This window comes from Hymenobacter glacialis, assembly GCF_001816165.1.
Classification (GTDB): domain Bacteria; phylum Bacteroidota; class Bacteroidia; order Cytophagales; family Hymenobacteraceae; genus Hymenobacter; species Hymenobacter glacialis.
The window spans coordinates 37,094-56,092 of the sequence record NZ_MDZC01000036.1 but is presented as its reverse complement, the minus strand read 5'-3'; the positions used below and the strand labels follow the sequence as shown (position 1 = coordinate 56,092).

Annotated in this window: 16 protein-coding genes; 5 read left to right on the top strand and 11 right to left on the bottom strand. The window is 61.1% G+C overall.

Annotation, left to right across the window (positions count from 1 at the left end; translation table 11 throughout):
* Window positions 1-19: 19 nt before the first annotated feature.
* Entirely contained in the window at window positions 20-709 is a 690-nt protein-coding gene (locus BEN48_RS03675) for a porin family protein (RefSeq protein WP_070733041.1), read from the bottom strand.
* Window positions 710-789: 80 nt separating this feature from the next.
* Here BEN48_RS03675 and BEN48_RS03670 point away from each other — a divergent pair, with 80 nt between their 5' ends.
* From BEN48_RS03670 to BEN48_RS03660, 3 genes are all read left to right on the top strand, one after another.
* Complete coding sequence (locus tag BEN48_RS03670) at window positions 790-1,815, top strand: gliding motility protein GldB-related protein (RefSeq protein WP_083320723.1); 1,026 nt, start codon at window positions 790-792, stop codon at window positions 1,813-1,815.
* 101 nt (window positions 1,816-1,916) lie between these two features.
* The gene (locus BEN48_RS19585; protein ID WP_070733040.1) at window positions 1,917-2,213 is read left to right on the top strand and encodes a glycosyltransferase family protein; all 297 of its coding nucleotides are present in this window, start codon (window positions 1,917-1,919) and stop codon (window positions 2,211-2,213) included.
* A complete protein-coding gene (locus BEN48_RS03660; RefSeq protein ID WP_070733038.1) occupies window positions 2,171-3,124 on the top strand; it encodes a glycosyltransferase family 4 protein in 954 nt (317 codons plus the stop codon). The genes BEN48_RS19585 and BEN48_RS03660 overlap by 43 nt, the downstream gene beginning before the upstream one ends.
* Before the next feature lie 106 nt (window positions 3,125-3,230).
* Here BEN48_RS03660 and nth read toward each other — a convergent pair whose 3' ends face one another.
* The 3 genes from nth to BEN48_RS03640 all read right to left on the bottom strand — a co-directional run bounded on the left by nth (window position 3,231) and on the right by BEN48_RS03640 (window position 5,634).
* Window positions 3,231-3,917, bottom strand: coding sequence for an endonuclease III (nth, locus tag BEN48_RS03655; protein ID WP_070733036.1), 687 nt, complete (start codon window positions 3,915-3,917; stop codon window positions 3,231-3,233).
* A 387-nt stretch (window positions 3,918-4,304) separates the two neighbouring features.
* On the bottom strand, window positions 4,305-4,940 hold the full coding sequence (locus BEN48_RS03645; RefSeq protein ID WP_070733032.1) for an RNA polymerase sigma factor: 636 nt from the start codon (window positions 4,938-4,940) through the stop codon (window positions 4,305-4,307).
* Window positions 4,941-5,229: 289 nt separating this feature from the next.
* Entirely contained in the window at window positions 5,230-5,634 is a 405-nt protein-coding gene (locus BEN48_RS03640; RefSeq protein ID WP_070733030.1) for a hypothetical protein, read from the bottom strand.
* 135 nt (window positions 5,635-5,769) lie between these two features.
* On the opposite strand from BEN48_RS03640, the gene BEN48_RS03635 reads away from it, so the two are divergent.
* The gene (locus BEN48_RS03635) at window positions 5,770-7,047 is read left to right on the top strand and encodes an MFS transporter (RefSeq protein ID WP_070733028.1); all 1,278 of its coding nucleotides are present in this window, start codon (window positions 5,770-5,772) and stop codon (window positions 7,045-7,047) included.
* Between the two features lie 146 nt (window positions 7,048-7,193).
* On the opposite strand, the gene BEN48_RS03630 is transcribed toward BEN48_RS03635, so the two are convergent.
* The 7 genes from BEN48_RS03630 to BEN48_RS03600 all read right to left on the bottom strand — a co-directional run bounded on the left by BEN48_RS03630 (window position 7,194) and on the right by BEN48_RS03600 (window position 15,875).
* On the bottom strand, window positions 7,194-7,853 hold the full coding sequence (locus tag BEN48_RS03630; protein ID WP_070733027.1) for a nucleotidyltransferase family protein: 660 nt from the start codon (window positions 7,851-7,853) through the stop codon (window positions 7,194-7,196).
* Window positions 7,853-10,186 (bottom strand): xanthine dehydrogenase family protein molybdopterin-binding subunit, encoded by a 2,334-nt coding sequence (locus BEN48_RS03625; RefSeq protein WP_070733025.1) that lies wholly within the window; start codon window positions 10,184-10,186, stop codon window positions 7,853-7,855. The genes BEN48_RS03630 and BEN48_RS03625 overlap by 1 nt, the downstream gene beginning before the upstream one ends.
* A gap of 199 nt (window positions 10,187-10,385) precedes the next feature.
* Window positions 10,386-11,318, bottom strand: a complete 933-nt coding sequence (locus BEN48_RS03620; protein ID WP_241502160.1) for an FAD binding domain-containing protein — start codon at window positions 11,316-11,318, stop codon at window positions 10,386-10,388.
* Between the two features lie 9 nt (window positions 11,319-11,327).
* Window positions 11,328-11,966 (bottom strand): (2Fe-2S)-binding protein, encoded by a 639-nt coding sequence (locus tag BEN48_RS03615; RefSeq protein ID WP_070733022.1) that lies wholly within the window; start codon window positions 11,964-11,966, stop codon window positions 11,328-11,330.
* Between the two features lie 168 nt (window positions 11,967-12,134).
* A complete protein-coding gene (locus BEN48_RS03610) occupies window positions 12,135-13,211 on the bottom strand; it encodes a ComEA family DNA-binding protein (protein WP_070733020.1) in 1,077 nt (358 codons plus the stop codon).
* Between the two features lie 312 nt (window positions 13,212-13,523).
* The gene (locus tag BEN48_RS03605; RefSeq protein WP_070733019.1) at window positions 13,524-15,011 is read right to left on the bottom strand and encodes an alpha/beta hydrolase family protein; all 1,488 of its coding nucleotides are present in this window, start codon (window positions 15,009-15,011) and stop codon (window positions 13,524-13,526) included.
* 225 nt (window positions 15,012-15,236) lie between these two features.
* Entirely contained in the window at window positions 15,237-15,875 is a 639-nt protein-coding gene (locus BEN48_RS03600) for a hypothetical protein (protein WP_070733017.1), read from the bottom strand.
* A gap of 149 nt (window positions 15,876-16,024) precedes the next feature.
* Between BEN48_RS03600 and uvrA the strand changes: the two genes are divergently transcribed.
* Complete coding sequence (gene uvrA / locus BEN48_RS03595; RefSeq protein ID WP_070733016.1) at window positions 16,025-18,865, top strand: excinuclease ABC subunit UvrA; 2,841 nt, start codon at window positions 16,025-16,027, stop codon at window positions 18,863-18,865.
* Window positions 18,866-18,999: the final 134 nt, after the last annotated feature.

Genomic DNA, 18,999 nt, shown 5'->3' with positions numbered 1-18,999 from the left:
AAACTACCGAGTCAGCGGATTAAAACTTGATGCCAAGGTCAAGGTTGACGGAGCTATTTTTAATGGTGACGTCCTTGAAGCTACGGGTATCGCCGAAGTAGTCATCGATGTTGGCGAGGCCGCGGTGGTAGCTGACGCCGCCAAATACTTTGGTGCTCTGGCCCAGCTGGTATTCGGCCCCGAAGCCCAGGAGAGCATCGGCATCGTAAAACGTGGTGTGGTCGCCGGCTTTAGTTTCTTTGCCTGTAATCTGGTCGGTGTAAAACTTGCTGCCGTCGATGCGCGTGCCAATGGGCACGTTGAGCGAGCCGCCTACCTGGAAGTACAGGCGTGTATCGGCCGCTACTTCGTTGGTGAATAGCTTTGCCGTGAGCGGCACTTCGAGGTACTGCATGCTTATCTTCTGCTTTACTGGAAACGGCGTGTTTCCGGCTACGCCACCCCGGGCGTCGGTGTAGGAAATGGAGCCGCCTTTGCCGGTGAGCAACAGGCCGGTGCTGAAGGCGTAGTTTTCGCCAAAGAAGTAGTCAACAACCAGCCCACCGCCGAAGCTCAGCTTGCTGCCGTCGCCCGAAAAGGCTTGCTCGGAGCTGGATTCGGCCCGCAGGCTGGTGATGGACGGCGAGACTTTGAGGCCGATTTCCACTTGGGCCGAGGCGACGTTGGCGGTGGCTACGAAGAGCAGCAGGGCAAAAAAGACTTTTTTCATAAGGGTGGACATGATGATTGCGGCAAGCGTAGGATAACTACCAACTGGCTTTTGGCTAATTTTACCCCAAAGTAACGCGTGTGAATAAGAATAATTTTGCCTGGCGGCGCTGGCTGCCCCTTTTCTTTGGCCTCAGCTTCGGTTTGGGGGCCTGTAAGAGCGGCCCCGCCGAGGGCTGCCGCACCGATGCCGCGGCCGATGCCCCGGCCGTGCCCGTACAGCTGCAGCGGTTGGAGCGTGCCTTTTTTGGCATCAAAACCCCCGCCGATGCGCAGCGGTTTATGGATGCGCACCCGGCCTTTGCCCGGTACTACCTGCAGCGCCAGCCGGCCAATGAAAAGGAGCTGGCGGCGGGCCTGCCCCAACTTGCCACCAACGCGGCGCTCCAGCAGCTGGGCCGCGAAACGGCAGCGGCTTTCCCCGATAGTGCGGCTCTGCGGCAGGACCTGGGCGAGATGTTCCGGCGGGTACACCACTACTTCCCAGATTTCCATGCGCCGCCTGCCGTTACCTACGTGAGTGGGTTCCTGAGCAAGGACATTTATGTGAACGACAGCCTGCTGGTACTGAGCCTGGATTGGTTTGCGGGCCCCAAGGCCAGCAAGCGCCCCGACCTACCGCAGTATATGCTGCGCCGGTACACCCCGGCTGGTCTTATGCCCATGCTGGCCCAAAATGTATCGAGCAAGTACAACCGCCACGAGCTTACGGCCAACACCATGCTCGACGCCATGGTGCACGCAGGCAAGTCCTTGTATTTCGCCAGTCTGATGCTGCCCTGCACCCCCGATTCGCTGCTACTGGGCTACACCAGCCGCGAAATGGTGGGGCTGGAAGCCAACGAACCGCGGGTTTGGGGCCACTTTTTAGAAAATAACCTGTTGTATTCCACCACCCCTTTTCTGGTGCAGAAGTACGTAGGCGAGCGGCCCAACGTGCCCGAAATCGACAAGACGTGCCCCGGCCGGGTGGGCCGGTGGGTGGGCCTGCAGATTGTGCGCAAGTACGTGGCCTCACATCCCGAAGTGAGCCTGGGCCGCCTAATGGCCGAAAAAAATGCGCAGCGCTTGCTGAACGACTCGCACTACCGGCCCATGAAGAATTAAAAATTGAGAATTAAAAATTAAATGACCCTTTGGTGCTTCTAGAAATTCGAAGAATGGGGAGTTGTGTTTAATTTTTAATTCATCATTTTTAATTCAATAAGGTGCATATCGCCGTCTTCAGCCAGTACCACACCAACCCCGACTGCCCGGCCACCAGCCGGCATTACACGCTGCTGGCCCACATTGCCAAAACGCACCGGGTGACGCTGCTGACCACACCTGCCTGGAAAGGGCAGCGGCTAACTACTGAGTTTCCGTGGATGCCGGCTGGGGTAGAAATTCGCGAAGCCGACATTGCTTACAGCAACAAGATGGGCCCCGCGCGGCGGGCGTTGGCTTTCGCTCAATACGCGGCGTGGCCGTGCGGGAGGGCCTGCGGATGGACCGGCCGGACGTAATCTGGGGCATCAGCACGCCGCTCACTGCCGCTTGGGCAGCAGCCCAGGTGGCACACTGGCGCAAGGTGCCGTGGGTGTTTGAAGTGCAGGATTTGTGGCCGTCGTTTCCCATTGCCATGGGTGCCGTGCCCACGAGACTGGCACGGCAGCAATTATATCGGCTCGAAAAGCGGCTTTACCGAAGCGCGCAACACGTGCTGCCGCTTTCACCGGATATGTCACGCTACGTGACAGACTTAGGAATTTCGCCCGCAAAAGTGACGACGGTGCTCAACGGCACCGACCTCGAGCTGGCCGCACGGGCCACTTCGGCAGCGGTGGAAGCGCTGCGGCAGGCGCAGGGCCTGGCGGGCAAGCGGGTGATACTCTACGCTGGCACTTTTGGCCGGGCCAATGACATACCCACGCTGGTAGCCGCTGCCGAAGCCATGGCTGCTACCGACTCGGATGCGGTGTGGCTGTTTCTGGGCCACGGCTTTTTCGAGCCCCTGATAGCGGCGGCGGCGGCCCGCTGGCCAGAGCGTATCCGGCTGGTGGGGGGGCAGGCCCGGCACGAGGTATTCAGTTGGTTTGCGCTGGCCGATGTCTCCGTGGTGTCGTTCCTGAGTTTGCCCGTACTCGATTCCAACTCACCGGCCAAGCTGTACGATTCGCTGGCAGTGGGCACGCCGGTGGTGGTGACCAACCACGGCTGGACCAAGGCCCTGGTGGAGCAGCACGGCTGTGGCTGGTACGTGCCCGCGGGCGAACCCGGAGCGCTGGCCGCAAAACTGCAGGAACTATTGGCCCAGCCGGCGCTACTTGCTACCGCCGGCGCCAACGGTCGGCACTTAGCCGAGGCAGAATTTGACCGGCAGCGGCTGGCCCAACAGGTTCAGCTGCTGCTGGAGGCGGCGGCTCGGAAAGCATAAAGAAGTTTTGGCTCGTTACAGTGTAATATGCAACGTTTTGTACCCATAATTGCCGGGCTTATGCTGTGTTGTGCCGCATGCTGCGCGAACAAAAATGTAACGGCTTTCAGAGTGCTTGGTCGGACGTGATGGTTTCGGATGCTAGGTCTTTGCCGAAGTGCTTGGCAAAGTAGGCGCAGCTGGGCGCCAGCGGGCAGATGCCGCACTTGGGGGAGCGGGCCACGCAGATGTAGCGGCCGTGTAAAATGAGCCAATGGTGCGCTTTGTTTACCAGCTCCTGCGGAATGTACCGCACCAGGGCTTTCTCCACGGCCAGGGGTGTGGTGGCGGTTTTGGGCACGAGGCCGATGCGGTGCGATACCCGGAACACGTGCGTATCCACGGCCATGGCGGGCTGGTTGTAGATGACGGACGCCACCACATTGGCCGTTTTGCGGCCCACGCCGGGCAGGCGCTGCAGCTCCTCAATCTGGCTGGGTACCTCGCCGCCGAAGTCTTCGGTGAGCATGCGGCCCAGGCCGGCGAGGTGCTTGGCTTTGTTGTTGGGGTAGGAGACGCTGCTGATGAAGGGGAAAATGTCTTCGGCGGCGGCGGCGCCCAGGTGCGCGGCCGTGGGAAACTCCTCCAGCAGGCCGGGCATCACCAGATTCACGCGCTTGTCGGTGCACTGCGCACTGAGCACCACGGCCACAATCAGCTCATAGGGGCTGCCATAGTCCAGCTCGGTTTTGGGCTCCGGAAAGTGGGTGGTGAAGTAGTCGAGGAAGTGCTGGAATCGGTCGGCGCGGCGCATGACGGGGGAGGCTATTGAAAACAACAGTCCAAAGAACGTGATGCTCAACCAGACCGTGAGTGAAAGCAGAACGTCATGCTGCGCTTGCCGAAGCATCTCTACCGCGAGAGTAATTGATTTACTGCTGCGGTAGAGATGCTTCGGCAAGCGCAGCATGACGTTCTGTTGTCAAGCCCTGCGGCGCACGCGGAACGCGAACGGCAGAAAAATGCGAAAAGCTAGCAGCTGGCTAAAAAGGTGCGCGAATAGCGCAAAATGGCCTCGGAGGTTTGGGGCCGGGGCTCGCGGCGTACGCCGTCGAGAGCCCGCTGGGCCAAAAGAAGGTCGGCGCACGTGGAAGCCAGTTCCGGGTCGTGCTGCAAGACCTCCTCTACCTCGCGCTGCCTTTCAAGAGGCAATTCGTTGTACACGTACTGGAGCAGTGTCGAATAGGGTAAGGTTTGAATCATAATAAACGGGGTTGGCGGTCATTTTCTTCCGCAGATTAATCAGCGCGTAGCGCATCCGGCCCAGGGCCGTGTTGATGCTCACGCCGGTTGCATCGGCAATTTCCTGGAAGCTCATGTCGCCGTAATGGCGCATAAGCAGCACTTCTTTTTGGGCAGCAGGCAGTTCCTGGATTAACGCCCGAAGGCGCGTGTGGGTTTCCTCCCGGGCCAGGATATCGTCCGGGCCGTCGTCGGCAATAGTGAGCGTGTTGGCCAGCCGGTCGTTGTCGGTGAGGCTTACGTGGGGTACACGCTTGCCCCGGCGAAACGAATCGATGGCGAGGTTGTGGGCAATGCGGCAAATCCACGGCGCAAACTTGCCTTCTTCGTTGTAGCGGCCACTTTTGAGGGTGTGAATGGCCTTGATGAACGTGTCCTGCAGCAGGTCTTCGGCCACGTCCTCGTCGCGCACGATGAGAAGGATGGTGGTGTAGGCACGGCTCCGGTGCCGCTCCAAAAGGATGGCAAAGGCGGATTCCTGGCCGGCCAGGTAAAACGAGATGAGCGCGGAGTCGCTAGGTTGCAAATGGTCCATAAAGGGCTACGGATGAAGAGAACGTAGAGCTTTAGGCCAATAGTATGCAGTTACCTGAAAAATATGAGAAGCGACGAACAGTCGGGATTATTTACCCGCTAGAATCGGACCAAATGTAGAGCGGCGCAATGCAAATTCGCAATAGCAAGGGAATAAAAAAAGCCCAAATCTTTTCTTTTTATTCAAGCAGTCTTCTTCTGAAGTGGGTGTAGGACGTTTTTATATCAAAATTCGTATCCACCGTTTAAAAAAAAAAGATGCATCCGACGCATTTTTTTCTTGCGTTTATTTAACGGGCCAGCCAATCGTAAGCTGCGGCTTCGTCGGTGAAAAGGGCGGTGCTGTAGCCGTGGCGGGTTTGGCTGGCGGTGGCAATGGTGGCCACAGAGCTATCTGACTGCTCCTGAAGGGCCCGCATGGGTGAAACCAGGAACGCAATGCGAACAGGCTGGGCATAGCGCTGGGGGAGCTTGGGGAAGAAATCAGCGTTTATCCAGGCGGCAAGTTCGGTGCTGGTGAGCTCATCGCGGCGGCGCAGGTCCAGGAGCCAGCGGGAGCACTGCTGGGCATCGGCGGCGTCGAGAATGGCGAAGTAGCCCGCCCGTAATTCAGAATCGGTGATTTCGCGCTGCCACCTAGCGACAATGGCGGGCAGGTCGGGGCGAGGCGTTATTTCTAGGCCAAAAACTACCATAAGCCGAACGCTGAAAAAAAACGTGGGAAGCGGGCTGCAATGTAGGTTAAAGTAGTGGTCTGTCGCAACTGGCACCGTAAGCGCGCCTACCTTTGGAGCAAGCTGCTGCACAGGCGGTTTTTGTGCGTTTGCCCTATGCTACTTCCCGTTGCCCACGACCCTTACGCGGCCCTGCGGCTGCCTGATTTTCGCCGCCTGCTCTCGGCCCGGGTTCTCTACATAGTAGCCAGCCAGATTCAGGGCGTGGTGGTGGGCTGGCAGATTTACGAACTCACCAACAACCCGCTGGCGCTGGGCCTCATCGGGTTGGCCGAAGCCATTCCGAGCATCACCGTGTCGCTGTATGCCGGACACGTGGCGGATTCGGTGCCACGCAAGAAAATCATTGTGCCGGCCATGGTGGTGCTGTTCCTGTGCTCGCTCAGCCTGTACCTGCTCACCAAGCCGGCGGGCATAGCTTTTTTTGCCAATAAGCAGGTGCTAACGTATCCATTGTACGTGGCCATGCTGTACGTAGTGCTGTTTGTGAGCGGCATTGCGCGCGGGTTTATGGGGCCGGCGCTGTTCTCGTTTATGCCCCAGCTGCTGCCCAACCGCAGCTTTCTCTCCAATGCCGTGACGTGGAATTCCACCAGTTGGCAGGCATCGGCGGTGCTGGGGCCGGCTATTGGCGGGCTGCTATTTGCGCAGCTGGGCAAAGGCTTTGCCTACGGCGTTGATACGGTGCTCATGTTTACTTCGCTGCTGCTGTTTGCCAGCATTGCCGGGCGGGCCCTGCCGGAGCAGGAGGGCATGCGCCTCAATCTGAAGGAGAGCGTGTTGAGCGGCGTCAGATTTATTTTCAACAACCAGATAGTGCTGGCAGCGCTGTCGCTCGATTTGTTTGCGGTGCTCTTTGGCGGGGCAGTGGCGCTGCTGCCCATCTTCGCCAAAGACATTCTGCAAACCGGCCCCGATGGGCTGGGCTACCTGCGGGCCGCGCCGGCTGTGGGCTCGGTGCTGATGGCCGTGTGGCTCACGTACTCGCCACTGCGGCGCCGTGCGGGCCGCAAGCTGCTGTGGGCAGTGGCGGGTTTTGGGCTGGCCACCATCGGGTTTGCCTTGTCAAAAAGCTTTGCGCTGTCGCTATTTCTGCTGTTTCTGACGGGGGTATTCGACTCGGTTTCGGTTATTGTGCGCTCCACGCTCATTCACACCTACACGCCGGAGTACATGAAGGGCCGGGTGTCGGCGGTGAACAACATTTTTATTGGTTCCAGCAATGAGATTGGAGCCTTCGAGAGCGGTGCTGCGGCCAAGCTGATGGGCACAGTGACGTCGGTGGTTTTCGGTGGACTAATGACGCTGGTGGTGGTGGCGGTCACGGCCTGGCGGGCCGATAAGCTGCGGGAACTGGAAACGGGCACAAAGTAGGAGCGGAACACGCCGGTTGTAATTACGTCCTGTTCGTTAGCGCCTTTTATCGGTTAGTGAGGACGGCGCGCACGGCAAAACCTCACCCCCGGCCCCTCTCCAAAAGAGAGGGGAGCCGAGAAGCGGTGACATCAGTCTGGAATTCGCTACTTGTAATCGTTCAGGGGTTTTTGCTGCGCTAACAGGGCGGCGTATTGTTCCGGGGTGTCCACGTCAAGCAGGCCTTCGGGGAATGAGATGCGGCCTACGGCTGCGCCCAGCTCTGCAATGAGGCGGTTGGCGCCCTGTGCGCCCCGCAAACGGTGCAGCGCGGGGAGGAGCGACTGGTCGAAAACGGCGGGTACACCCAGCGTATCGCCGTAGGCAGCGGCCACGATGGGGGCCTGGCTCTGCCGCTGCAGCGCCAGCAGTTGCAGCAGCAACTCGGACGTAACGAGCGGCTGGTCGCTGAGCATGATGAGGTAGGCCGCGGGCCGGGTTGGTGCCGCTGCTGCCAGCCCCGCCTGAATGGACGAAGCCATGCCGCTTTGCCACTCGGGGTTGTACACAGTCTTGAAGGGCAGGTCTGCTACTTCAGCAGCTAGGGCTTCATGGAGCGCCCCCGTTACCAGCACCAGCGGGCTGCAGCCGGTGGCCACGGCCGTTTCGGCAGCGTGGCGGAGCAGGGTGCGGCCGTGGTAGGGTAGCAGCTGCTTGGCCCGGCCCATGCGGGTAGAAGCGCCGGCCGCCAGTAACAGCAGCGCCACCGCCCCCGGCGAAGTGTCGGGAACGGTGGCGCTGGCATTTTGAGATGGGAATGTGGGCATTACACCGCCTTGGTGCCCAGAATCTTGTCCGGCGTGATGGGCAGCTCGCGCACGCGCTTGCCAGTGGCGTGGAATACGGCGTTGGCCACGGCGGCCGTTACGCCCACCATCGAGATTTCGCCAATGCCCTTCACGCCCATGGCGTTGATGTAAGGGTCGTGCTCCTCCACAAATTCCACGGTCATGTCCGGAATGTCGGCGTTCACGGGAATGTGGTAGTCGGCCAGGGAAGCGTTGGTGTAGCGGGCCAGTTTCTGGTCGCGCACGGTGGCTTCCATCAAAGCCGCGCCGATGCCGAAAATGCTACCACCAATAATCTGGCTGCGGGCCGTTTTGGCGTTCAGAATACGGCCGGCGCCGTGCACGCTCACCCAGCGCGTCACGCGCACGGTACCCAGGTCGGGGTCTACCTGCACTTCGCAGAAGTGCGCCCCGAAGGCGTGCATGGAGTGGTGCGGGGCCTCGTCTTTTTTGGCGGGGTTGGCGTTGGCGGCGGTTTGGGCATCTTCGTAGCCGCTACCGTAGCGGCCCTGGCCGTTGCCTTCCACATCGGCCATGTCGGCGCGCTTCATGAGGGTGGCAAAGTCCTCGCCCTTCTTGGGGTTGTCTTTCAGCTGCAGGCGGCCGTCCTTCACTTCCACATCGGCAGTCTTGGCGCGGTGCAGGGGTGATTTTTTGTCGAGAACTGCTACTTTAATGAGCTTCTGCCACAAGTCCTGCACGGCCATGTACACCGACGACGACACTGTGCCCGCCGCCACCGAGCCACCCGAGTTGGGGGCCGTGGGCAGCTTGGTGTCGCCCAACTCGAAGCGCACTTTTTCCACGGGCAGGCCCAGGGCTTCGGCGGCCACCTGGGTCATCACGGTGTAAGTGCCGGTGCCCAGGTCGGTGGCGCCGGACTGTACCACGGCGTGGCCGTCGGCGTAGAGACGGGCGCGGGCCATGCCCTGCGAGTTGTGCACCGGGTAGCTGGCCGTGGCCATGCCCCAGCCCACCAGCAGGCGGCCGTTGCGGGTGACGCCGGCCTTGGGGTTGCGCTTGCTCCAGCCAAAGAGTTCGGCCCCACGGGCGTAGCACTGCTTCAGGCTTTTGCTGCTCCACGGCTGGCCGGAGCTGGGGTCTTTCTCGGCGTAGTTGCGCAGGCGAATTTCAATGGGGTCGATGCCCAGCTGGTAGGCCAGGTCGTCCATTGAACTCTCCAGCGCAAACGAGCCCGGTGCCTCGCCGGGAGCCCGGGTGTAGGTGGAAGTCATCACATTGGCCCGGGCCAACTGGTAGGAGGCCTCAAAGTTGGGGCACTCGTATAGCATGTTCACGATTTTGCTATTCGACTCGGCGTAGTTGTCCCAGGGCGACGTGGTGGAGGTTTTCTCGTGAATGAGGGCCGTGAGCTTGCCGTCGTTGGTAGCGCCCAGGCGCAGGGTCTGGGTCTGGTCTTCGCGGTGGCCCATGCTCGTAAACATCTGCGGCCGGGTGAGGGCCAGCTTCACCGGCCGGCCCACAAATTTGGCGGCCTGCACCGTGAGCACGGTGTGGGGCCAGCACGAGCCTTTGCAGCCAAAGCCGCCGCCAAGGAACTTCGTTACCACCCGCACCTGCTCGGCCGAGAGGCCCAGCATGGTACTTAGTGCCTTCTGCGTGCGCGTCACGCCCTGCGTCGACTCGTACACCGTGAGTCGGTCGGGCGCTTCCCAGTGGGCAGTTGTCGCGCCGGGCTCCATCGGATTATGGTGGTTGATGGCGTGGGTGTACTTGTGCGTGAGCTGAATGGGCGCTGCTGCGAAGGCCGCCTGGGCGCTGCCGCGCACCACGTGGGGGGCGGTTTTGCCTTCCTGCAGCTTGGTGGGGTCGAATAGCCGCGCCTTGGGGTCTTCGTAAGAAGCCAGGGGCTTTTCTACCGCTACCTGCACTTTGAGCAGCGCAGCGGCGTACTGAGCGCGCTCCAGCGTATCGGCCACTACCACGGCCACTGGCTGGCCGGCGTAATAAATTTGGTCGTCGGTGAGCGGCAAATAGCCCATGTGCACACCAATGGCCCTTTTGTCCTCCGCATCGTTAGGCGTTTTGGCTAGCTTGGGGATGTTCTGGTGCGTGATAATGGCCAGTACACCCGGTTGCTTCAGGGCGGCTGTGGTGTCGAACCCCGTGATGCGGCCCTTGGCCACGTCGCTGGTTTTGAGCACGGCATGCACCAGGCCCGGCAGGTTGTTGAACTCGGCCGAATATTTGGCCCGGCCCATCACTTTGTCCCGGCCATCCACGCGGTTCAGCGGCTTTCCTACCACGCCGGCAGTAGGGTTGGTTTCGAAGAATTTTGGTTCGGTATCCATAGGTGAAGGCTTTAAACAGAACGTCATGCTGAGCGCAGCCGAAGCATCTCGCATGCAGTAGTAAACTATTCGTTGAAAAGAATTAGTGGCGGTACGCGAGATGCTTCGGCTGCGCTCAGCATGACGTTCTCGCGGAATTGCTTTGCCGACTACCCGACTACTTTCATCAAAGCCTGCACCAGCGTATTCTGGGCCAGCTCTACTTTGAAGCGGTTGTCGTCGCGTGGCTGGGCCCCACGCAAGGCCGCGGCCGCGGCGCCCGGAACGTGGCTTCCGTGGCGGGCGCGCCGGTCAGTACTTTTTCGGCTTCGGGGCTGCGCCAAGGCTTGGTGCCCACGCCGCCCAGCGCCACCCGGGCCGAGCGAATGGTGCCGTTCTGCACATCGAGGCCCACCGCGGCCGAGGCCAGCGCGTAGGCGTAGCTGGAACGTTCGCGCACCTTGAGGTAGGTAGAGCGCCGGGCGTGCGCGGCGGCCGGAATAGTTACGGCCACAATCAGCTCGCCAGGTTCCAGCACGGTTTCTCGCTGGGGCGTTTTGCCGGGGAGTACGTAGAATTCCGTCACGGGCACGCGGCGTTGCTTGCCTTTGGCGTTTTCCAGGGTCATCACCGCGTCCAGCGCAGCCAGCGCCACCGCCAGGTCGCCGGGGTAGGAGGTGGCGATGCAGGCCTCGCTGGTGCCCAGAATGGCGAGGTTGTGATTGTTGCCTTCCTGCGCGGGGCAGCCCGAGCCGGGCACCCGCTTGTTGCACGGAAAAGCCGCGTCGCGGAAGTACCCGCAACGGGTACGCTGCATCATATTGCCCCCAATGCTGGCCATGTTGCGCAGCTGGGGCGAGGCCGCCAGCAGCAGCGACTCCGACACGGCCGGGTACTGCTGCAGCACCAGCGGGTGCTCGCCTACGTCGCTCATGCGCTCCATGGCCCCAATGCGCAGCCCGTCGCTGGTTTGCTCGATGCCTTTGAAGGGCAGCAGGTTGATGTCGACCAGCTGGGGGTGCTCCTCCAGGTTGCCCTTCATGAGGTCGAGCAGCGTGGTGCCGCCGGCGATGTACGCGGCCTGGGGAGTGGCCTGCCGGTAGCCGGTGGCTTCTTTGGCCGAATTGACCTGGATGTAGCTGAAGTTGTTCATGGCAGGGAGCTAGGACTTGAAACCGCTTTTTTCGACCTGCCGAATGGCCGCCACTATGTTAGGATAAGCGCCGCAGCGGCAGAGATTGCCGCTCATCCACTCGCGGATGTCGCCGTCGGTTTTGGCGTGGCCTTCTTTCAGGCAGGCCACGCCCGACATGATTTGGCCCGGGGTGCAGTAGCCGCACTGGAAGCCGTCGTGGTCGATAAATGCCTGCTGCAGCGGGTGCAGCTCTTCGCCGTTGGCCAGGCCTTCCACGGTAGTTATTTCCTTGCCCTGGGCCATTACGGCCAGCGTGAGGCAGCTATTCACACGGCGGCCGTCTACCAGCACGGTGCAGGCGCCGCACTGGCCGTGGTCGCAGCCCTTTTTAGAGCCCGTAAGGTCCAGTCGTTCGCGCAACGCGTCGAGCAAGGTCACCCGGGGCTCGGCCTGAATGGTACGCACGGCACCGTTTACTTTGAGCCGCATTTCCGTCACGCCCTCTACCTTTTTCGAGATGGCCGTCAGGCGTTCGGCCTGGCTGATGAGCGGCGGCGCCAGGGCCAACCCCAGAAAGCCGGTGGCTTGCTTGATGAAGGAACGGCGGCCGTCGTGGTTGGGGCCGTTCGGCAGCGCGGCCGGGTCGGGCGTGGAGTGGTCGGTCATGGCGAGGATAAATCAGGACGGAAGGTAGGTCGTCAACCGCTGGCACGGGCAGTTGGTTAAAGGCAGCCCGCGCGGTGCGCTTGCTTATCCTAAAGTTAACCCCATAATACGGTTCGACCAGCCCCAAAAGTTGCCTTTGTGCCGAATCTTGTACCCCGAAGCAGTGCCTTACTCGCAGCGTATGTAGGGCCGCATTTTCTCCCAATCCTCTGCCTTCAGAATCGGTATCTGCTTCAGGTCTTCTACTTGCTTGAATGGCCCGTGCTGCTGCCGGTAGGCCACTATGAGGCGCGCCCGCGGCTTGCCGATATACGGGTGCAGGTACAGCTCATCGAACGAAGCCGTGTTCACGTTTACCAGCCGGGGCGCAAAGCCGGCGGCCACAAAGGTGTATTTTTTGAGGCTGTCGCGCAGGTCTGGGGCATCGCGCAGCACAAATACCTCGTTCAGCTGGTCTTCGCGGAGGTAGCCGCCCAGCTGGTTGCGGTAGCGCACCACCCATTTGGCGCGGCCCGCCCCAATGCCGCGAATCTGCATTAGTTGCGTGGTATCGGCAGTGTTCAGGTCGAAGGGTTTGAGGTTGCGCGGCTTGCTCGGAAACTTGCCCGGCGTGGCAGACGAGGCCGAAAAAGGCGGGAACTTGCCATCGGGCCCCGGCTGGTTGGCGGCGTAGGCCGGGCGCTCGCCGCGCGCGGGGGCTTCGTCGGGCAGCTGCATATAGGGCGCCAGCCGCTGGTACACGGCCGCGTCCAGGCCATACATTTTCTTCACCTGCGCCTTGGCTTTGAAGCCTCCGGCGGCCTCCCGGTATTTTACAATGCGGCCGGCTACGAAGTGCGGCACGCCGCGCGCTTCCCAATCCTCGGCGCTTAACGCATTGGGGTTGAAAGGAACGAGGCGCACCTGGGCCACGGCGGGGTAGCGCGACGTGCCGCCGTCGCGCTTGGCGTACGGTTTGTAGTTCCGCTTGGGGTTGCGCGAGGCGTAGGTGTTGTCGGTGGTGCGATGCTCTTTCAGGGAGGCCACCAGGGTGTTGAGGCCCTGTTGGTCGGCCTGGGGCAGGTACTGGAGCCGTTCGGGGCGGAGCAGCATGGGGGCCACTATGGCTACCAGCATGAGGAGCAGCAGGCCCGCCATGCCTTTGGCTTCGCTTCTGGAGTAGCCCATGTACCGGCGCACCCAGCGCATGGGAGCCGAATTCTCCCAATTCCAGCGGGCCTGCGGCGGAGGTGGCGAAGCAGCCATGGACAGAAATACTCCAACAAGCGTTGGAAAATGATAGAAGGGAAGGAAAGTAGCGGCTACCAATCAGCCCAGATATAGCGGCTTGGCAACGAGCAAGTATAAGCATAAACCTGCCCACGTGCCCGGCTTGGGTAGAATGGTAAAGTCCTCAAGACGGTATTGAAGGACTTACCCGATAAGGCCCGTCATGCTGAGGGCAGCAAAGCATCCTATCAGGATAGAACCAGACGTTCTGCGGCGATAGGATGCTTCGCTGCGCTCAGCATGAGAGGGTTTATTTGACAATCGGCTGCCTGCTCCCAGGCCGTGGCGCTAGCCTCGCAGCCTGGCCAGGCTGGCAAGCCTGTTCTGCTTGGCCGGTGTGGCGGGCCGAAGTGTCCCGGCAGGCGATGCCGCGCCGGAAACCTTGGTTTTTGCCGCCACCCAGGTATATATTTTGTTGAGAGCGATGGGCGAGAACGTGGGTTGCTGCACTCCGTTTACCATTGGCCAGTCGGCCGGGCCCGGCTGAAAAAGATGGTTGACGCCCTTGAGCTGGTAAGACGAAACCGAGCTTTGGGCGCCGTGCAACGCGCGCCGCAACAGGGGGAGGTTGCGCCGGGCCGATACCTGCATGTCGGCAGTGCCATTGAGCAGCAGCACCGGGCACTGCACCTTGCCCAGTTGGGTCTGGGGGTTAAAATCGAAAAAGTAGCGCGACCAAGGGGTGGTGAGCTGGGCGGCGCGGGCGCGGGCCATGGAGGCGTCGATGCCGGTGTTGGCGCTGGTAAGCAGGGAAACGACCTTGGCGCGGGCGGCAGTATTGTCCGGCGTCTGCCGAATGGCCTTGACGGTGCGGTGGTACACGTCCTGGGCCGCTTTCACTTCCAGGGCATCGGCTCCGGTCAGGCGCATTATTTCGAGTTGCTGGCGCAGCATCATATCGTAGCCCGGCACGCCGTAGCCCGCCAATGATACCACAAAAGCAGGTGCTCTACCCGGCCCGGCAGCGGCCAGCAAGGCCACGTTGGCGCCTTCGCCGTGCCCAAGCAAGCCCACGTGCTGCGCGGCTACCAGGGGCCGCGTGCGCAGATAGGCCAGGGCGGCCTGGGCATCGGTCACAAAGTCGGCGGTGGTAGCGGTAGCAAAGGTGCCACCCGACTTGCCCACGCCGCGGTCGTCGAAGCGCAGCACGGCCACGCCGTGGCGGGTGAGGTAGTCGGCCAGCTGGGCAAACATGCGGTAGCCCGTCACGTCCACGTCTCTATTTTGCGGGCCAAGGTCGGAGAGGAGCACCACGGCCGGAAAAGGGCCTTCACCGGCCGGTACCGTGAGCGTGCCACCCAGGCGCTGCTTGGTGGCTGGGTTCGGGAACACCACCTCGCTTTCGCGGTAGGGCGGGGCCGGGCGGAAGGGCGCGGCGGCCACGGCTTTGGCCACCGCGCCCCGCTGCAGGACCATGGGCGTTTTCACGCCCGCCTGCGTCCAGACGCCGCTGAATTTGGCCCCATTGTCCAGCACCTTGCCCACAAAGCTGCTGCCAGCTTGGTCCATGTGCAGCTTGATGTCGGTGCCCTTCAGCTCCACGGTCACGGGCATGCGGCTGATGCGCTGCTGCGGCGCATCGAGGGCGCCGTAGTAGGTGCCGTTGGTGAGCGGCACAATGGTGACGATGATGTCTATCTGACCGCCCAGCAGCTTCAGGGGGCCTTTCCATTGGCCGCTGAGGGGAGCAGAGGCCTCATAGGCCCCAGCAATGGCCGGCGAAAAATTCGCTGTGGTTAGAATAAGGAAAAGGGCAGAAAGTAAAAATTTAATCATCGAATAAGATAATTTAAACTAGTATTTGATTGTTTAGAGCCGTAATTAAAGATGAAAAGTACAACAAATGATGTGGCCAGCAAACAGGTATGTGAATATGTTGCGTGCTTCTTATGGAATTAATTTTAATGGACAGTAGGGGCCGAAGTGGCACAGCTGTTTTTTTAGGATTTCATCGTCTACACCGCAACTCTGCGAGTTACATGGTGTCGAGAGGGCGTGCACCTACTTCTTTGTGTGCTGCGTCAGCCAGTCGCCAATTACCGTGAGCGCGGCCGGGCCCATATCGGCGGGCACGCTGTAGGTGCCGGCCAGCTTCACATTGTCTTTTTTGTTTTTTAACGTCACATTAGCCGACTGGTACGGAAAGGGCGGTTGCGGCGTCTGGCGGCGCGGCGCGGGCTGGCCCGTGGCGCCGGTGCGGCCGAGCGTGAGCGGAAAAACTCGCAGGCCCTGCTGCCACTCGCCAGCCAACTGCCGGCCGTCGGCTGAGCGGCGGCCGGCAAACCGAGCGGCTGGCTGGGCAATGCTCAAGCACACGCTGTCGGCCGGGGCGGTGAAGCGCATGGCCATGCCCTGCACCTGTTGCGCCGGAATGTCGAGCGTGGCCGTGCGCGGCCCGGCGGCCGGGTCCGCGAGGTGCATGGTGAACTCAATGGGGCCGAGCGAGCCGCTCCAGTTACCGCTGAGGCTGGGTAGCGGCGCCGTTTGGGCACCGGCGGTGCTGACGCCGGCCAGCAGGGCGGCCATGAGAAGTGGGGTAGCGACTTCGTTTTTCTGCAGGATGCTGGCCTCGGCCTCGGCACTCGCGGCCACGTTTTTTAACACCTGGTAGAGGGTGGCAAGCGGACTGGAAATGGACATGGGGTAGTGTAAGGCGAAGTATAGCGCAATGTTAGCTATTGATGAGACACCGGGCAGTACTCTTCGCCCTACCCACGGCATTACCTTCGCAGCCGCAGCACCTGCCCACGGCCGAAACCTTCCGGCCCGGTTTCGCTGTTAGTTCGTTTATGCCCAAAAAAGACGCTTTGCAAGTTTCGGCCCCCGTCGACAACGCCATTGACCACCTCGACCCGCGCGAATTCATCCTTATCAAAAACGCTAGGGTTCACAACCTCAAAAACCTCAGTGTGGCCCTGCCGCGCAACCAGTTTATCGTTGTTACGGGCCTTTCGGGTTCGGGCAAATCCAGTCTTGCCTTCGATACCTTGTATGCTGAAGGCCAGCGCATGTACGTGGAAAGCCTGAGCAGCTACGCCCGTCAGTTTCTGGGCCGCATGGACAAGCCCGACGTGGACTACATCCGGGGCATCTCGCCGGCCATTGCCATCGAGCAGAAGGTGAGCATCAAGAACAACCGCTCGACGGTGGGCACCAGCACCGAGATTTACGACTACCTCAAACTGCTGTTTGCACGGGTGGGCCGCACGTTTTCGCCCGTGAGCGGCGAGCAGGTGCGCAAAGACAATGTGGCCGACGTGGTGGATTTTCTGGCCGCGCAGCCCGAAGGCACCAAGGCCATGATTTTGGCCCCGCTGCACCGCACCGACCCCACCCGGGCCATGAGCAAGGAGCTGGATTTGCTGCTGCAGAAAGGCTACAGCCGCGTGGTGGTGGGCGGCGTCACGTCGCAGATTGAGGACCTGATAGGTGAAGGACAGCCCGAGGTGAAGGGCGAAGTATACATCATGGTGGACCGCGCCGTGCTGCGCCCCGACGACGAAGACCTCCTGTTCCGCCTCTCGGATTCGGTGCAAACCGCGTTTTTCGAGGGTCACGGCAGCTGCGTACTGCGCTTGAACGAAGACGAGTCGCGGACTTTTTCCGACAAGTTTGAGTTGGACGACATGGTTTTCGAGGAACCCAGCGTCAACTTTTTTTCCTTTAATAACCCCTACGGCGCCTGCCAGACCTGCGAGGGCTTCGGCTCAGTGCTGGGTATTGACGAGGATTTGGTGATTCCTGATAAGAGCATGACCGTGTATGAGGGCGCCATTGCCCCGTGGCGCACCGAAAAGCAGGGCGAGTGGCTGAAGCCGCTGCTGAAAAACGGCATCCGCTTCGACTTTCCCATTCACCGGCCTTACAACGAGCTGAGCCAGGCCGAGCAGCGCCTGCTCTGGACCGGCAACAAGCACTTCGACGGGCTGGACAAGTATTTTAAGTGGGTGAGCGAGCAGACCCACAAAATCCAATACCGCGTGCTGCAAAGCCGCTACCGGGGCCGCACCACCTGCCCCGACTGCCGCGGCACCCGCCTGCGCAAAGACGCCCAGTATGTGCGCATCGCCGACAAGAATATTGCCGACATTGTGCTGCTGCCTATCTCCGACGCCCTCACGTTTTTCCAGAACATGAGCCTGAGCGAGCACGACGCCAAAGTGGCCGAGCGCCTCGTGACCGAAATCACCAACCGCCTCGGTTACCTTAACCGCGTGGGCCTGGGCTATCTCACCCTCAACCGCTTAAGCAACACGCTGAGCGGCGGCGAAAGCCAGCGCATTTCGCTGGCCACGTCGCTGGGTTCGGCGCTGGTGGGCTCCATGTACGTGCTCGATGAGCCCAGCATTGGCCTGCACCCCAAGGACGCCGAGCAGCTCATTGGCGTGCTGCGCTCCCTGCAGCAGCTCGGCAACACCGTGGTGGTAGTGGAGCACGAGGAGAAGATGATGGAAGCCGCCGACCAGATTATCGACATCGGCCCCGAAGCCGGCAGCGGCGGCGGCAACCTCATGTTTCAGGGCACCATGGCGGAGCTGCTGCAGGACACTATCACCTACACCGGGCAGTACCTGAGCGGCAAAATGGAGGTGGCCGTGCCCAAAGTGCGCCGCCCTTGGCGCAACGCCCTGGAGCTGACCGGCGCCCGCGAAAACAACCTCAAAAACGTGAGCGTGAAGCTGCCGCTGGGCGTGATGACCGTGGTAACGGGCGTATCCGGCTCGGGCAAGTCCACGCTCATCAAGCGCATTCTGGCCCCGGCCCTGATGAAGATGCTGGGCGGCGGTGCGGGCGAAAGCACTGGCAAGTTCGACCGCCTCACGGGCGTGAACGGGCAGGTGTCGCACGTCGAATTCGTGGACCAAAACCCCATTGGCAAGTCGTCGCGCTCCAACCCGGTGACGTACGTGAAGGCCTACGACACCATCCGGACGCTGTTTTCGGAGCAGCCGCTGGCCAAGGCGCGCGGCCTCAAGCCCTCGCACTTCAGCTTCAACGTGGAAGGTGGGCGCTGCGAAGTCTGCACGGGCGAAGGCCAGGTGAAAATCGAAATGCAGTTCATGGCCGACATTTACCTGACCTGCGAGGGCTGCAACGGTCGAAAATTCAAGCAGGACATTCTGGAGATAAAATTCCAGGACAAAGGCATCGACGAAGTGCTGGAACTGACCGTGTCCGACGCCGTACAGTTCTTCAAAGGCCAGCCTAAAGTAGCCGAGCGCTTAAAGCCGCTGGAGGACGTGGGCCTGGGTTACATCCGCCTCGGGCAGTCGGCCAATACGCTGAGCGGCGGCGAGGCCCAGCGCGTGAAGCTGGCCTCGTTCCTCACCAAAGGCGCCACGCTGCAGCAGGATAAAATCCTGTTCATCTTCGACGAGCCCAGCACCGGCCTGCACTTCCACGACATCGCCAAGCTGCTGGGGGCCCTCAATGCGCTGGTGGAACAGGGCAATTCCGTGCTCATCATCGAGCACAACGTCGACATCATCAAGTGCGCCGACTGGCTCATCGACCTCGGCCCCGAGGGCGGCCTCAACGGCGGCCACTTGCTCTTTGAAGGCACCCCGGAAGACTTGGTGAAACTAAAAGATACCAACCACACCGCCCGGTTTTTGGCTGAGAAAGTGTAATGTTGCAGCCCCAACTGCCCGGCTCAAGGCCACAAGTGGATGGGGGTAGTCTGAATAATGCTTTATTGCCATGCTGATTAGGTGGGCAAAGCAGCGCCAAGACGCCCTAATCCAAGCCTTGTACTGACGCGTAG